This window comes from Methylopila jiangsuensis (assembly GCF_027922305.1).
In the GTDB taxonomy this organism is placed as follows: domain Bacteria; phylum Pseudomonadota; class Alphaproteobacteria; order Rhizobiales; family Methylopilaceae; genus Methylopila; species Methylopila jiangsuensis.
Map to the genome: position 1 here is coordinate 396,878 of NZ_BSFK01000005.1, position 14,720 is coordinate 411,597.

The following is a 14,720-nucleotide window of genomic DNA, read 5'->3' on the forward strand; positions in this document are numbered from 1 at the left end:
CTGTCTTACGCGCTGCGCGCGGCTGTTGCCGCGCGCGCCCATCCGCGTATCATGTCCGGCGGCGTTGCGTCGCAGCCGCGCCGTCCCCATGTGACGGCGCCGATTGATTAAGCTCTCAATCGGCATATGACATCTGGATGAAGCGGCGGGGCACGGGCCGTCGGCTTCGACCCGAAAGGGGTGATATGATGAGCAAGGTCGGCGGCGGAGACGCCAAGAACACCCTCTACTGCTCCTTCTGCGGCAAGAGCCAGCACGAGGTGCGCAAGCTGATCGCGGGTCCGACCGTGTTCATCTGCGACGAGTGCGTCGAACTCTGCATGGACATCATCCGGGAGGAGAACAAATCCTCGCTGGTGAAGTCCCGCGACGGAATCCCCACGCCGAAGGAGATCCGCAAGGTCCTCGACGACTACGTCATCGGGCAGGACCACGCGAAGAAGGTGCTGTCGGTCGCGGTTCACAACCATTACAAGCGTCTGAACCACGCCACCAAGCACAACGACGTGGAGCTGGCGAAGTCCAACATCCTGCTGATCGGGCCGACCGGCTGCGGCAAGACCCTGCTGGCGCAGACGCTCGCTCGCATCCTCGACGTGCCCTTCACCATGGCCGACGCCACCACGCTGACCGAAGCCGGTTACGTGGGCGAGGACGTGGAGAACATCATCCTGAAGCTGCTTCAGGCCGCCGACTACAACGTCGAGCGCGCCCAGCGCGGCATCGTCTACATCGACGAGATCGACAAGATCAGCCGCAAGTCCGACAACCCGTCGATCACCCGCGACGTGTCGGGCGAGGGCGTGCAGCAGGCGCTGCTGAAGATCATGGAGGGCACCGTGGCCTCCGTGCCGCCGCAGGGCGGGCGCAAGCATCCGCAGCAGGAGTTCCTGCAGGTGGACACGACCAACATCCTGTTCATCTGCGGCGGCGCCTTCGCCGGCCTCGACAAGATCATCTCGTCCAAGGGGCAGGGCACCTCCATCGGCTTCGGCGCCAAGGTCAAGGCGCCGGACGACCGCCGCACCGGCGAGATCTTCCGCCATGTGGAGCCCGAGGACCTGCTGCGCTTCGGCCTGATCCCGGAGTTCGTCGGCCGTCTGCCGGTGCTGGCGACGCTGGAGGATCTGGACGAGGAGGCGCTGAAGACCATCCTCACCGAGCCGAAGAACGCGCTCGTGAAGCAGTACCAGCGCCTGTTCGAGATGGAGAACGTGGAGCTGTCCTTCGCCGAGGAGGCGCTCACCGCCATCGCCCGCAAGGCGATCGAGCGCAAGACCGGCGCCCGCGGCCTCAGGTCGATCATGGAGCAGATCCTGCTCGACACCATGTTCGACCTGCCGGGCCTTGAGGGCGTGGAGCAGGTGGTCATCTCCGGCGAGGTGGCCGACGGCAAGGGCCGTCCGCTCTACATCTACGCCGACCGGGCGGGCGAGGCGGCCCCCGCCAGCGCCTGATCTTTCGGCGTGAACGCCTTAACGATCCCGATGCCCGCGGCCCCGGCCGCGGGCGTTTTTGTTTGCGCCGCCGCATCGCCGCCGTCCCGCCGTGGAACGGACCATTGACACCCCTCGGGCGCATGGCCACCTAATCGTCATGAAACGCGAGCGCGGCGCTGTTCGCCGCGTAAGCTCCCTCTTGGGCGGCCGCCCCGCGAGGCCTTAGGCTCGCAAGCGACGGCCGCGCCGAATCGAGGCCAGACTTCGCCCCTTTTGGGGCGTGCGTCGGGGCTGGTGACAAGGATCCGAACATGACCACTTCGCAATCGCCTGCGCCCGACGCCCCCGGCGTCGACGTTCATCCGGTGCTGCCGCTGCGCGACATCGTGGTCTTCCCGCACATGATCGTGCCGCTGTTCGTCGGGCGCGAGCGCTCCATCCGCGCGCTTGAAGAGGTGATGAAGCAGGACCGCCCCATCCTGCTCGCCACCCAGAAGAACGCCACCGACGACGAGCCGACGGCCGACGGCATCTACGACGTCGGCACGCTCGCCACCGTGCTTCAGCTTCTCAAGCTGCCGGACGGCACCGTGAAGGTGCTGGTCGAGGGCCAGGGCCGCGCGCGCGTCAAGGGCTACACCGACCGGGCCGAGTTCTTCGAGGCCGAGGTGGAGCCGCTGGAGGACGTGATCGAGAAGCAGGTGGAGGTGGACGCGCTGTCGCGCTCCGTCATCTCCGACTTCGAGAACTACGTGAAGCTGAACAAGAAGGTCTCGCCCGAGGTGGTGAGCGCCGTCAGCCAGATCGAGGAGCCGTCGAAGCTCGCCGACACGGTCGCCTCCCATCTTGCGGTCAAGATCCCCGAGAAGCAGTCGGTGCTCGAACTCGCCAACGTGTTCGAGCGGCTGGAGAAGGTGCTCGCCCTGATGGAGAGCGAGGTCTCGGTGCTTCAGGTGGAGAAGCGCATCCGCACGCGCGTCAAGCGCCAGATGGAGAAGACCCAGCGCGAGTACTACCTGAACGAGCAGATGAAGGCGATCCAGAAGGAGCTCGGCGACGACGACGGCCGGGACGATCTGGCGGAGCTCGAAGAGCGCATCGCGCGCACCAAGCTGTCGAAGGAGGCCCGCGACAAGGCCGACGCCGAGTTCAAGAAGCTGCGCCAGATGAGCCCCATGTCGGCGGAGGCGACGGTGGTCCGGAACTATCTGGACTGGCTGCTGTCGATCCCGTGGGGCGTGCGCAGCAAGGTCAAGAAGGATCTGGCCCAGGCCGAGGCGCTGCTGGAATCCGAGCACTTCGGCCTTGAGAAGGTCAAGGAGCGGATCGTGGAGTACCTCGCGGTGCAGAGCCGCGCGAACAAGCTCACCGGCCCGATCCTGTGCCTCGTCGGTCCTCCCGGCGTGGGCAAGACCTCGCTCGCCCGCTCGATCGCCAAGGCCACGGGCCGCGAATATGTGCGCATGTCGCTGGGCGGCGTGCGGGACGAGGCCGAGATCCGCGGCCATCGCCGCACCTACATCGGCTCGATGCCCGGCAAGGTCATCCAGTCCATGAAGAAGGCGAAGAAGACCAACCCGCTCTTCCTGCTCGACGAGATCGACAAGATGGGCATGGACTTCCGCGGCGATCCCGCCTCCGCCCTGCTCGAGGTGCTGGACCCCGAGCAGAACTCCACCTTCAACGACCATTACCTTGAGGTCGACTACGACCTGTCCAACGTGATGTTCGTGACGACGGCGAACACGCTGAACATCCCACCGGCCCTGATGGACCGCATGGAGGTGATCCGCATCGCCGGCTACACGGAGGAGGAGAAGGTCGAGATCGCCCGCCGCCACCTTCTGCCCGAGATCTACGGCAAGCATGGTCTGGCGACCAGGGAGCTGACGATCGAGCCCGACGCGCTGCTGGAGGTGATCCGGCGCTACACGCGGGAGGCGGGCGTCCGCAACCTGGAGCGCGAGCTGGCGAACCTCGCCCGCAAGGCGGTCAAGGTGCTGGTGCTGGACAAGGCCAAGACCGAGGTTGTGGTCACGGCCGCGAACCTGGCCGACTATCTCGGCGTGCCGCGCTACCGCTACGGCGAGGCGGAGCTGGAGGATCAGGTCGGCGTGGTGACCGGTCTGGCCTGGACCGAGGTCGGCGGCGAGCTGCTGACGATCGAAGGCGTCATGATGCCCGGCAAGGGCCGCATGACGGTGACCGGCAACCTGAAGGACGTGATGAAGGAGTCCATCTCGGCGGCGGCGTCCTATGTCCGCTCCCGCGCCGTGGACTTCGGGGTGGAGCCGCCGCTGTTCGACCGGCGCGACATCCACGTCCACGTGCCCGAGGGCGCGACGCCGAAGGACGGCCCGTCCGCCGGCATCGCCATGGTCACGGCCATCGTCTCGGTGGTGACCGGCATCCCCGTCCGCAAGGACATCGCCATGACCGGCGAGGTCACGCTGCGCGGCCGGGTGCTGCCGATCGGCGGCCTGAAGGAGAAGCTGCTCGCGGCGCTGCGCGGCGGCATCAAGACCGTGCTGATCCCGGAGGAGAACGCCAAGGATCTGGCGGACATCCCGGACAGCGTGAAGAACGGGCTTGAGATCGTGCCGGTGCGCGTGGTGGACGAGGTGCTGAGCCGGGCGCTGACCCGCAAGCCCGAGCCGATCGCCTGGGAGGAGGAGCGCACGCCGCCTCCCGCCGCGGCGACCGAGGACGAGGGCGCGGGCCTGCGCGCCCACTGAACGAGATGGGCCGGCGGCTTTGAGGAGAAGCCGCCGGCCTTCGTCGTTTCAGGGCTCCGTTCTGGTCCGAGCGGCGTGAAACGTCGCAGTACAGGCTGGAATCCGTACAAAATGAACGAAAACGGCGGACAGCGTCTTGCTCTTCGTGACGTTTCGCGAAAATGTGCCGGGCTCGTTCAGGGGCGCGCGTTTCGCGCGATTCCCCTCAGCATGGAGGGAACGATGAACAAGTCCGATCTGATCGCTGAGGTCGCCGAGACCTCCGGTCTGACCAAGCTGGACGCCGCCAAGGCCGTGGACGCCACCTTCGACGCCATCATCGCGGCGCTCAAGAAGGGCGACGAGGTCCGTCTCGTCGGTTTCGGCACCTTCGCGGTGGTGAAGCGCGCCGCGGGCGTGGGCCGCAACCTGCGCACCGGCGAAACCATCAAGATTCCGGAATCCAACACCCCGAAGTTCAAGGCCGGCCAGGCCCTGAAGGACGCGGTCAACGCCTGATCGGACGCGACGGCGGGCGGCGCTTCCGCGCCCCCGCCCGTCGACCGTTCGGGACACGGCGCGCACGCGCGCCGGACCGTGCGACGGCTGGGCGGTTAGCTCAGTTGGTAGAGCATCTCGCTTACACCGAGAGGGTCGGCGGTTCGAGCCCGTCACCGCCCACCAGCCCGTCACGATCGACAGGATTCGGCGTCTTCGCCGGCCGCCCTTGTCGCGGCGCGTTTGGCGGATGCGATCCGCCCGGGGCCAGCCGCGATGTTCCGCTTCATCCACTCCAGCGACCTGCATCTCGGCAAGCGCTTCGGCGGCTTTTCCGGCGATCTTCCGGGCCGTCTGCGCGAGGCGCGCCACGGCGCGATCGGCCGGCTGGCCCAGCACGCGCGCGAGCAGGGAGCTGACACGATCCTGCTCGCCGGCGACACCTTCGACGCCGAGACGCCCGCGCCTGACGTGCGACGGCAGGCGCTGGCTGAAATGCGCGATCATGCGCCGATCCGCTGGGTGCTGCTGCCCGGCAACCACGATTCGCTGCAGGCGGCCCCGCTGTGGACCGCGCTCGGCGCCGAAGCGCCGGACAACGTGATCCTCGCGCGCGAACCGCGTCCGATCCCGCTCGCCGACAACGTCGTCCTGCTGCCCGCGCCCTGCACCACGCGCCGGCCCGGCCGCGACCTGACCGAGTGGATGGACGGCGAAGCGACGGCTGAGGGCGTCATCCGCATCGGTCTCGCCCATGGGCCGATCCAGGGCTTTTCGGAAGAGCAGACCGCCGCAGACGTGATCGCGCCCGACCGGGCGCGGCGGGCGGGGCTCGCCTATCTGGCGCTCGGCGACTGGCACGGGCCGATGGAGATCGGCCCCCGGACCCGCTACAGCGGTTCGCCGGAGCCCGACCGGTTCAAGCATGACCGCCCCGGCGAGGCGCTGCTGGTCGGGCTTGCGGGCCCCACGTCCGAACCCGAGGTCGCGCGGCTCGAGACCGGCGCCTTTCTCTGGCGCACGTTGCCCCTGCATCTGTTCGAGGCCGACGACCCGGAGGCGGCGCTGGCGGCGGCGCTGCCGGAGCCCGCGCGGCGACGGCGGACGCTCGCCCGCGTCGGCGTCACCGGGCTCACCCGTCTGGCGGGGCGTGCGGCGCTGGCCCACGCCGTGGAGGCCGCGGCCCCGGACTTCGCTTATCTGGAGCTCGACGACAGCCAGCTCGCCACCACCTGCGAGGCCGAGGATCTGGACCGGATCGACCGGGCGGGCGCCCTGCGGGAGGCGGCGCAGGCCCTGCTCGCCGAATCCGCCGACGCCGCGCTCTCGGCGGCGGAGCGGGAGGTGGCGCGGGCGGCGCTCGCCCGGCTGTTCGCTTACGCCCAGATGGTCGCGCCATGAAGATCGAGGCGCTGCGGCTCTACAACGTGAAGCGCTTCGCCGATCGCGGCGTCGCCATCGAGGGCATCGGCGACGGCGTCAACGTGCTCTGCGACGTCAACGAGGCCGGCAAGTCCACCAGCTTCGAGGCGCTGCACGCGCTGTTCTTCCTGCCCCATTCCGGCACCTCCGGCGATGTGCGGGCGCTCCGGCCCTACAGCGGGGGCAGCCCCATGATCGAGGCGGACATCGTCACCGGCGAGGGGCGCTTCCGCCTGGCCAAGCGCTACTACGCCGGCCGCTCCGCGCGGGTGACGGACCTCGCCACCGGCCGGCTGGTGGCGCAGGCGGACGAGGCGGAGAACGTCATCGCGGCGCTGGTGCGCGGCGGCTCCGCGGGACCGGCTGGTCTGCTCTGGGTGCGGCAGGGCGTGACGGGCATCGAGCGCCGCAGCAAGTCCGAGGACGAAAGCGAGCGGCAGGTGCGCGCCAGTCTGCTGGAGTCCGTGCAGGGGGAGGTGGAGGCCGTCACCGGCGGCCGACGCATGGCCGCGATCCTGGCGGCGACCCAGGACGCTCTGGCCGAACTCGTCACGCCCACCGGGCGGCCCAGGACCGGCGGCCGCTACGCTGCGGCGATCGAGGCGCGGGACCGGCTGGCGGCGGAGGTGGAACGGCTCGGCGCCGACGTGACGTCGCTGCGCGCGGCGCTGGACGAACGCGCCGCGCAGTCGCGCCGGCTGGACGAGCTGGAGCGGACCGAGGACCGGCAGGAGCGTCGTCAGGCGGTGCAGCGCGCCGAGGCCGCGTTCGAGGCCGCTCGCGCCCAGACCGAGCGCCTGAAGGCGGCGGAGGCCGAGCTGCGGCTGGCGCAGGAGCGCAAGGGCGCGGCGGCGAGCGCATTCAAGGTCTTCCACGACGCCTTTGAGAAAATGGATGAGCTTTCGCCGCGGGTGGAGGAGGCGGCTTTCAAGCGAAGCGCGGCGGAGGCTCAGCGCGCCGACGTTCTGGCGGCCGTTCAGGCGGCGCGGGCGGGCTTCGACGCGGCCGACGCGGAGGCGCAGGCCGGGCGGACGCGTCTTGACCGCGCCGAGGCGGCGGTCCGGGCGCAGGAGGCGTCGCAACGGCTGACCGAGATTGAAAGGCGGCTGCAGGACGCGGAGGCGGCCCGGCTCGCGGCGGAGGCCGCGGAGGCCGCGCTTGCGCTTCACGCGACGCCGCCGGCCGCGCTGGACGAACTGCAGGCGCTGGAGGTGGAGATCGCGGCCCTGCGCGCCGCGGCGGACGCCGCGCGGCCGACCGTGACGATCGCGTATGAGGCGGGCGCCGCCGGGCGTCTCGTCCTGAACGGGGCGCCGCTCGCGGACGGCGAGGAGCGCGGCTATGACGGCGCCGCCGAGCTGGTTGCGCCGGGCCTCGGCGTCATCGCCCTGCGCTCGAACCGCCCCGCTGCCGATGACAGCCGGCTGGCCAGGACCCTCGATCGTCGGCGCGCGCTGCTGGCGTCGCTTGGCGTGGCGGATTTCGCCGGCGCGCAGGCCCGGCGCGTCCGGGCGCAGCAGGCGGAGGCGGAGCTGCGGGAGGCTCGCGGCCGGCTGGCGGCGCTCGCGCCGGACGGTCTGCCGAAGCTGCGGGAGCAGGCCGCCGCGCTCCGGCAGGCGGCGCAGGCGCCCGACGGGGACGCCGGCGACGCGGCCGCGCTGCGTTCCGCGCTCGAGGCAGCCGAACAGGCCCGAGCCGCCGCGCTTCAGGCGCTGCGCGAGGCGGAGCCGGCCCAGCGTCGCGCCGACGAGCAGGTTTTCGCCGCCGAGCGCTCGCTCGCGGCGCTCGCCGCGGAGCGGACGCAGCTCGACGCGGTTCTCGGGCCGGAGCCCGAGCGCGCCGCCCGCGCCGCGACGCTGACGAACGCGCGCGACGCCTGCGACGCCGCCTTCGCGCAGGCCCTCGCCCGCGTCGAGGAGCTGCGGGCCGCCGCCGCCGACATCGAGACCGTGGAGGCCGCGCTCCGGCGCGCGCGTTCGGTGGAGGAGACGGCGGCGAGGGAAGCGGAGCGGCTGCGGCAGGCGATCGCCGAGCTGAACGGCCGCATCCGGGCGTCGGCCGACGACGCGGTGGAGGAGGCCTGGCGCGAGGCGCAGGAAGCCCACGCCGCTGCGGCGCGGCGGGCGGAGGATTTCGCCCGGGAGGCGAGGGCGCTGCAGCGGCTGGAGGCCGCGCTCGCCGCCGCCCGCGCCGAGGCGCGCGAGCTTTACCTCAAGCCGGTGATGGCGGAGCTGAAGCCGCTGCTGGGCCTTTTGTTCGACGACGCCTCCATCGCCTTCGACGACAGGACGCTGCTGCCCCAGACGCTGCGGCGCAACGGGCTGGAGGAGGACGTGGAGCGCCTGAGCGGCGGCATGCGGGAGCAGCTCTCGGTGCTGACCCGGCTCGCCTTCGCGCGGCTTCTGGCCCGCGACGGCCGGCCGGCGCCGGTCATCCTCGACGACGCGCTGGTCTATTCCGACGACGACCGCATCGAGCGCATGTTCGACGCCCTGCACCGGCAGGCGCGGGACCAGCAGATCATCGTGTTCTCCTGCCGCCAGCGCGCCTTCGCACGGCTCGGCGGCAACGCGCTGCGCATGACGGACTGGCGGCCCGGGGACGTCGCGGCCGAGTCGTGACCGGGCGCGCGCCTTCATTCAAGGGAGCCCCGCGCTCATGACCTACTCTTACGACGTCGCCGACGGCCACGGGCTGCCGCACGATCCGTTCAAGGCGATCCTCGCCCCGCGTCCCATCGGCTGGATCTCCACCGTTGACGCAGGCGGGCGGCCCAACCTCGCCCCCTACAGCTTCTTCAACGGCGTGGCGGGGTCGCCGCCCATGCTGATGTTCTCCTCCGAAGGCTGGAAGCATTCGGCGGCCAATGCGGAGGCGACGCGGGAGTTCGTGTGCAACTTCGCGAGCCTCGCCCTGAAGGACGCCATGAACGCCAGCTCCGCGCCGGTGGCCGAGGGCGTGAACGAGTTCGAGCTGGCGGGTCTCGCCATGGCCCCCTGCCGCCACGTGCGCGCGCCGCGGGTGGCGACGGCGCCTGCGGCGCTGGAGTGCAAGGTCGTCAGCATCACCGAACTTGCGGACATGACCGGCGCCGCGCTGAACCGCTGGCTGGTGATCGGTCAGGTGGTGGCGGTCCACATCGACGAGGCCTGCCTGACCGACGGGCTGTTCGATCTCACCAAGGCTCAGCCGCTCGCCCGCTGCGGCTATCAGGACTACGCGGCGGTGACGGAGGTGTTCGCCCTCCGGCGGCCGACGGCGTGAGCGCGAGGCTTCACAGCGCGGCGAGGATCTCCGCCTGACGCGGGCTGAGCGCGATTTTGGCGCGGAAGCCGTGCCGCAGGCCGAGCGCCGCCTCGGCGGCGAAGGCCTCGTCGTCCAGGTCCGCCGGCGCGTCGATCGCCGGCACGTCGAGGGCGGCGGCCGCGAACAGCACCTGCGACCGGGCGTGGCGCAGCGGCTCGATCCAGCCGCCGCACGGGTCGCGCGCCTCGGCCGCGCCGAGATCGGCGGCGAGCGCCGCCGCGTCCCAGCCGAGCGCGGCGAGCCGCGGGCGCCGGCCGGCGAGGGCGGGCAGGGCGAGCAGACCGGCTGCGCCTGCGACCAGGGCGACGATCGCGAGCGCCCCGTCCGCGCTCCCCGCCCGGGCCTCGGCCACGGCGAGCCGCGCCGCGAGCCGTTCGATGTCGGCGGAGGCGCGAAGGCGGCGCAGAAGCACGCCCGCGGCGCCGTGGCGGGCGGCCCGGGCCAGCGCGTCGTCGACGCCCTTCGCGTCGAGATCGTCCACCGTCAGATAGAGCGGCGGAGCGCCCGACGGCCATGGCGCGCCGAGCGCGGAGGGATTCGCGATCCAGCCGGCGACGCCGTGGGAGCGGCTGGTCAGGTCGTCGGTCGGCAGGGTCTGAGCGGAGAGCAGGGCTTTCACGTCCAATCTCCTCGAAATCGAACGGCCATCGCCGGGACGCCAGCGGCGTTTCCGCCATGGTTAACGGGGGATTTACCATAACGGCGGCAGGATGGTCACAGGCGCCGGACCGGCGCCGTTCGGGACCCGCGCCACGCCCATGCAGCTACTGTCTCCCGCTGACGCCGCAGGCCGCGTCACCGCCGCTCTGAAGTCCGCGGCCGACGCCACCGGCGCGGGGTTCGACTATCTGATGCGGACGGCCCAGCGGGAGTCGTCGCTCAACCCCTCCGCCAAGGCGCCCACCTCGTCCGCGCGCGGGCTGTTCCAGTTCATCGACCAGACCTGGCTGCAGGTGCTGAAGGAGGACGGGCCCCAGCTCGGCCTCGCCGCCGAGGCGGCGGACGTGACCCGCTCCGCCTCCGGCCGCTACGACGTGGCGGATCCCGCCCGCAAGGCGCAGATTCTGGCGCTGCGCGACGATCCCGCCGCCTCCGCCCTTCTCGCGGGCGCCTTCACCCGCCGCAACGCGGCGACGCTGCAGGGCGCGCTCGGCCGCGCGCCCACCGAGGGCGAGCTTTACGCCGCGCACTTTCTCGGCGCCCGCGGCGCGGTCGATCTGGTCCAGCGCGCGGAGGCCACACCCAACGCCTCCGCCGCCGCCGCCTTCCCGGCGCAGGCCTCCGCCAACCGCGCGATCTTCTATGAGCGCGGCCAGCCGCGCAGCCTCGGCGAGGTCTACGCGCGGCTCACCGCTGGCGGCGGCGCGACGGCGGCGCAGATGAAGGCGCCGGCCGCCCTCGCGCTGCAGGAGGCCGCGGCGGACGACGCCCCGCTCGCCTACAACGGCGGCGTCGAGGACGACGGCCGCGCCTTCCATTCGCTGTTCAAGACCGGGCGCCGCACGCCGGTGTCGTCCTATGTCTCGCAGGCGTGGTCGTCCTTCGCGGCCTCGGGCGAGGACGCGCATCCGCTGCGCCGGGTGGCGGCGCCGGCGGGCGTCGTCGCCGTGACGACGCCTGTGACCGCGCAGGCCTACGCCGCGGAGCCTTCGGCCGCGGCCGCGCACGCCCAGACGACGGCGCCCGTGCGCCGTCGCGCCGCCAAAACGGCGATTCCGGCTGCGGCCGCGGGCGCGCCGCTCGATCTCACGACGTTCCGCAAGGCCGATCCGGCCACGGCCATGGCCACGCGCCGCACGGGAGGCCGCTCATGATCGTCGAACGCTATTTCGAATGGGTCGAGAGCGCGCCCGCGGCGCTCAGGGCCGAAGCCGCCGGGGCGCTGGCGCGCACCTACCGCCATGGCGATCTGGACGCCGCCCTGCGCGCGGAGATCGAAGGCGCGCTGATCCGCAGCCTCGACGATCCTCATCTCCCCGTGCGCTGCGCCATCGCGGACGCGCTCGCCTCCTGCGGCGCGGCCTCGCCCTCCCTCATCCTGACGCTCGCCCATGACGCGCCGGACGTGGCCGAGCCGGTGCTGGCGCGCTCGCCGCTGCTGTCCGACATGGAGCTGGTGGACATGGTGGCGCTCGGGGGCGACCGCGCCCAGATCGCCGTCGCCCGTCGCCGCGCGGTGTCCGCGCCGCTCGCCGCCGCTGTGGCGGAAATCGGTTGCGCCGGCGCCTGCGCGGCGCTGCTCGCCAACGCCGGCGCGGTCCTGACGGCCGCGAGCGCCGCCCGCATCGCCCAGCGCCACGGCGCGGACGCCGAGGTGCGCGAGCGGCTCGTGGCCCGCGACGACGTGGGGCCGGAGATCCGCCACATGCTGATGCGGGCGGTGGCCCGCTCGCTGGAGGTCTTCGTCTCCGACCGGGGCTGGCTGGCCCCGGACCGCGCCCGTCGCGCCTCCGACGAGGCCTGCGAGCGCGGCGCCGTCGCCATCGCCGCCCAGGGGGCGCCCAATCTCCGGGGCTTCGTGGAGCATCTGGTGGCGCGGGGCGAATTTGCGCCGAGCCTCGCCCTGCGCGCGCTGCTGTGCGGCGACTCCGGCCTGTTCGAGGCGGCGCTGTCGGTGCTGTCGGGCCAGCCGGCCCAGCGGGTCGCCGGTTTCGTCCGCGACTTCGACGGCCGCGGCTTCGAGGCGGTCTATGCCCAGGCGGGCTTCCCCGCCGCCGCGCTGCCCGCCTTCCGGGCCGCGCTGTCGGCGGAGCGCGAGTTCGGCCGCCCCGAAGGCGCCGGGGCCTCGGCCGAGCTGTCGCGCCGGAGGGTGGAACGCGCGCTCACCGCCTGCGACGGCGGCGTGGACGCGGGGCCGCTCCGGGCGATGCTGCGCCGGTTTCAGACCGACGCCATGCGCGCCGAGGCGCGCAGGGCGTTCGAGCGCAAGGCGATCGAGGCGCCCCGCGCGGCCTGACGGCCTCCGGGCGTCATCGCTCCCGCAGGCGCCGCGCGGCTTCGGCCACCAGCGGCAGGCCTTCGACCCAGACCTCGTCATCGGCGTTCTGGGCGGCGTGGATTTCGGTGACGAGGGCGTCCGCGAGCTCGGCGTCGGTCATGGCGCGGGCGCGGGCGACCTCGGGGTCTTCCGCCCGGGACAGCAGCGAGCGCAGCGGCATCATCAGATAGCGGCCGAGCCCGCCGATCCGACGCGGCGGCGCCGGTCCGTCGCCGCCGTCCCCGAACGATCCGCTCACATCCCCCTCCCGCGATCGTGTCCCCATGAGGACACGACATGGAGCGGAGGCGACGGCGGCCAAGCGCTCGTGGCGGTCACGAATTCTCGCGCGCGCCGCCGATCCAGGTGGCGCGCGCCTCGAGGCCGCCGTCCAGCAGCACGAGGTCGGCCCTATAACCCGGCGCGATCCGGCCGATGCGGTGGTCGAGGCCGAGCCAGCGCGCGGGCGTCAGCGAGGCCATGACCAGCGCGTCCTCCAGCGGGACCCCGAGCGCGCGGACGGCGTTGCGCACCGCCGTCGCCATGTCGAGGTCCGAGCCCGCCAGCACGCCGTCCTCCGTGGTCAGCCGCCCGCCGCCGCGCAAGATGCGGCGGCCCTGCAGCGTGAAGCCGTCGAGGTCGGTCCCGACGGTCGACATGGCGTCGGTGACCAGCGCCGCCCGGTCGCGGCCCTTGGCGAGGATCGCCGCCTTCAGGCTCTCGGGCGCCACGTGGTGCAGGTCCGCGATCAGGCCGCAGAACGTCTCCCGTTCGGAGAGCGCGGCGCCGACCGGACCCGGCGCGCGGCCCTGCAGCGGCGGCATGGCGTTGAAGAGATGGGTGTAGCCGCTGAGGCCGAGCGCCCGCGCCTCCGCAAGCCGCGCGGCGCTCGCCTCGGTGTGGCCGGCGGCGACGCGCACGCCGGCTGCGACCAGCCGCGCGATCGCCGCGTCCGGCACGGCTTCGGGCGCGAGCGTCACCAGCACCGCGCCAAGGCCGGGGCCGGTCAGCAGCGCCAGGTCGTCCGCGTCGGGCGCGCGCATGAAGGCGGGATCGTGCACGCCCTTGCGGGCCGGATTGATGAACGGCCCCTCCACATGCACGCCGAGCACGCCGGGCGCGCCCTCCGCGATCGCGGCCCGCACCGCCTCCACCGCGGCGCGGGTGACGTCCGGCCGGTCGGTGATCACGGTCGGCAGCAGGCCGGTGGTTCCGAACCTGCGATGGGCGCGGGCGATGGTGGCGACGGCCTGGGGCGTCGGCGTCGCGTTCAGCAGCGCGCCGCCGCCGCCGTTGACCTGCACGTCCACGAAGCCGGGCGCCAGCAGGCCGGGCAGGGGCGTCGCGACCGCCTCCGACGGCAGGGCGCCGGCCGGGATCACGTCGACGACGGCGCCGTCGGCGATCAGCGCGGCGACGCCGCTGCGCAGGGTTTCGCCGTCGAACAGCCGCTCGGGGATCAGGGCGTCCAGCGTCATGGGCGCGCGCTCCGCAGCGCGAGGGCGACGGCGCCGTCGAGCGGATCGCCCAAGGGCGTCGCCAGCACGGCCTGCGCGTCGCGGGACAGGCGCGGGGCGTAGACGCCGGCGAGCCCGCCCGCGAGCGCCACCCGTTCCGCGCCCCAGCCTGCGAGCCTCAGCGCAAGCGCGGAGACGCGGGCCGCGGCTTCGTCCAGCAGCGCGGCGGCGGCGGGGTCGGCGTCCGCATGCGCCACCACCTTTGGCGCGAGCGTTCCGAACTCGGCTGGGCCGGCCGCGCCGACCCAGGCGACCGCGGCCTCCGGATCGCCGCCGACCGCCTCCAGCGTGTCGCGCGCCAGCGGGCCGAACGGCTCCAGCCCGTCGGCGGCGCGCAAGGCGTGGCGCAGCGCCTCGCGCCCGAGCGGCGCGCCGCCGCCGTCGTCGCTCGCCTCGAAGCCCCAGCCGCCGATGCGGATCTCATGGTCGCCGGTGCGGGCGTAAGCCACGCTGCCGGTGCCGACGATCACCACGCCGCCGTCGCCGCCGCCATGGGCGCCAAGGCAGGCGATGGCGAAATCCGTGGTCAGCGCCCGGCTCGCGAAGGGGTGAGGCTCCGCCAGCGCCGCCTCCCGGCCCGCGCTCTGGCACACGCCCGCGAGGCCGAGCCCCGCATGGACCCGCCCGAACGCGTCCTGGTCGAGGCCGGCGTTCGCCAGCGCCGCCCGCGCGGCCTCCACGCAGGCGGATATGGCCGCGCCGGCGCCGCGCCGGGCGTTGGCGGGGCCGGAGACGCCTTCGCCCAGCGGCCGGCCCTGCGCGTCGGCGAGGCGCGCGCGGCAGCGGGTGCCGCCGCCGTCGACGCCGAGAAACAGGGCTGAGGGTTCAGGAGACACAGGCGACGGCC

The 14,720-nt window shown here is 73.0% G+C and carries 12 protein-coding genes and 1 tRNA gene; 9 read left to right on the forward strand and 4 right to left on the reverse strand.

What is annotated here, in order from left to right; translation table 11 throughout:
- Positions 1–188 precede the first annotated feature (188 nt).
- The 7 genes from clpX (at position 189) to PKE85_RS03395 (ending at position 9,337) form a co-directional block, all read left to right on the forward strand.
- Positions 189–1,457: an ATP-dependent Clp protease ATP-binding subunit ClpX gene (gene clpX / locus PKE85_RS03365; RefSeq protein WP_271203372.1), complete on the forward strand. Its 1,269-nt coding sequence runs from the start codon at positions 189–191 to the stop codon at positions 1,455–1,457.
- 293 nt (positions 1,458–1,750) lie between these two features.
- Positions 1,751–4,174 carry an endopeptidase La gene (gene lon / locus PKE85_RS03370; protein ID WP_271203373.1) on the forward strand — a complete coding sequence of 808 codons (2,424 nt, stop codon included), beginning with the start codon at positions 1,751–1,753 and terminating at the stop codon, positions 4,172–4,174.
- 222 nt (positions 4,175–4,396) lie between these two features.
- Positions 4,397–4,672 (forward strand): HU family DNA-binding protein, encoded by a 276-nt coding sequence (locus PKE85_RS03375; RefSeq protein ID WP_271203374.1) that lies wholly within the window; start codon positions 4,397–4,399, stop codon positions 4,670–4,672.
- Positions 4,673–4,761: 89 nt separating this feature from the next.
- Positions 4,762–4,837, forward strand: a tRNA-Val gene (locus PKE85_RS03380).
- A gap of 90 nt (positions 4,838–4,927) precedes the next feature.
- A complete protein-coding gene (locus PKE85_RS03385; RefSeq protein ID WP_271203375.1) occupies positions 4,928–6,052 on the forward strand; it encodes a metallophosphoesterase family protein in 1,125 nt (374 codons plus the stop codon).
- Positions 6,049–8,694, forward strand: coding sequence for an AAA family ATPase (locus tag PKE85_RS03390; protein ID WP_271203376.1), 2,646 nt, complete (start codon positions 6,049–6,051; stop codon positions 8,692–8,694). The genes PKE85_RS03385 and PKE85_RS03390 overlap by 4 nt, the downstream gene beginning before the upstream one ends.
- Before the next feature lie 37 nt (positions 8,695–8,731).
- Complete coding sequence (locus PKE85_RS03395) at positions 8,732–9,337, forward strand: flavin reductase family protein (RefSeq protein WP_271203377.1); 606 nt, start codon at positions 8,732–8,734, stop codon at positions 9,335–9,337.
- Between the two features lie 10 nt (positions 9,338–9,347).
- Here the strand turns inward: PKE85_RS03395 and PKE85_RS03400 are convergent, their stop codons facing one another.
- Complete coding sequence (locus PKE85_RS03400) at positions 9,348–9,998, reverse strand: aldolase/citrate lyase family protein (protein WP_271203378.1); 651 nt, start codon at positions 9,996–9,998, stop codon at positions 9,348–9,350.
- A gap of 139 nt (positions 9,999–10,137) precedes the next feature.
- On the opposite strand from PKE85_RS03400, the gene PKE85_RS03405 reads away from it, so the two are divergent.
- Together PKE85_RS03405 and PKE85_RS03410 are read left to right on the forward strand one after the other, a co-directional pair.
- Positions 10,138–11,193, forward strand: a complete 1,056-nt coding sequence (locus tag PKE85_RS03405; RefSeq protein WP_271203379.1) for a lytic transglycosylase domain-containing protein — start codon at positions 10,138–10,140, stop codon at positions 11,191–11,193.
- A complete protein-coding gene (locus PKE85_RS03410; protein WP_271203380.1) occupies positions 11,190–12,335 on the forward strand; it encodes a DUF2336 domain-containing protein in 1,146 nt (381 codons plus the stop codon). The genes PKE85_RS03405 and PKE85_RS03410 overlap by 4 nt, the downstream gene beginning before the upstream one ends.
- A 13-nt stretch (positions 12,336–12,348) precedes the next feature.
- Here the strand turns inward: PKE85_RS03410 and PKE85_RS03415 are convergent, their stop codons facing one another.
- From PKE85_RS03415 to PKE85_RS03425, 3 genes are all read right to left on the reverse strand, one after another.
- Entirely contained in the window at positions 12,349–12,615 is a 267-nt protein-coding gene (locus PKE85_RS03415; protein ID WP_271203381.1) for a hypothetical protein, read from the reverse strand.
- A gap of 76 nt (positions 12,616–12,691) precedes the next feature.
- Positions 12,692–13,834: an N-acetylglucosamine-6-phosphate deacetylase gene (gene nagA, locus PKE85_RS03420; RefSeq protein WP_271203382.1), complete on the reverse strand. Its 1,143-nt coding sequence runs from the start codon at positions 13,832–13,834 to the stop codon at positions 12,692–12,694.
- Positions 13,831–14,709, reverse strand: a complete 879-nt coding sequence (locus tag PKE85_RS03425; protein WP_271203383.1) for a glucosamine kinase nucleotide-binding domain-containing protein — start codon at positions 14,707–14,709, stop codon at positions 13,831–13,833. Before PKE85_RS03425 ends, nagA begins: the two co-directional genes overlap by 4 nt.
- Positions 14,710–14,720: the final 11 nt, after the last annotated feature.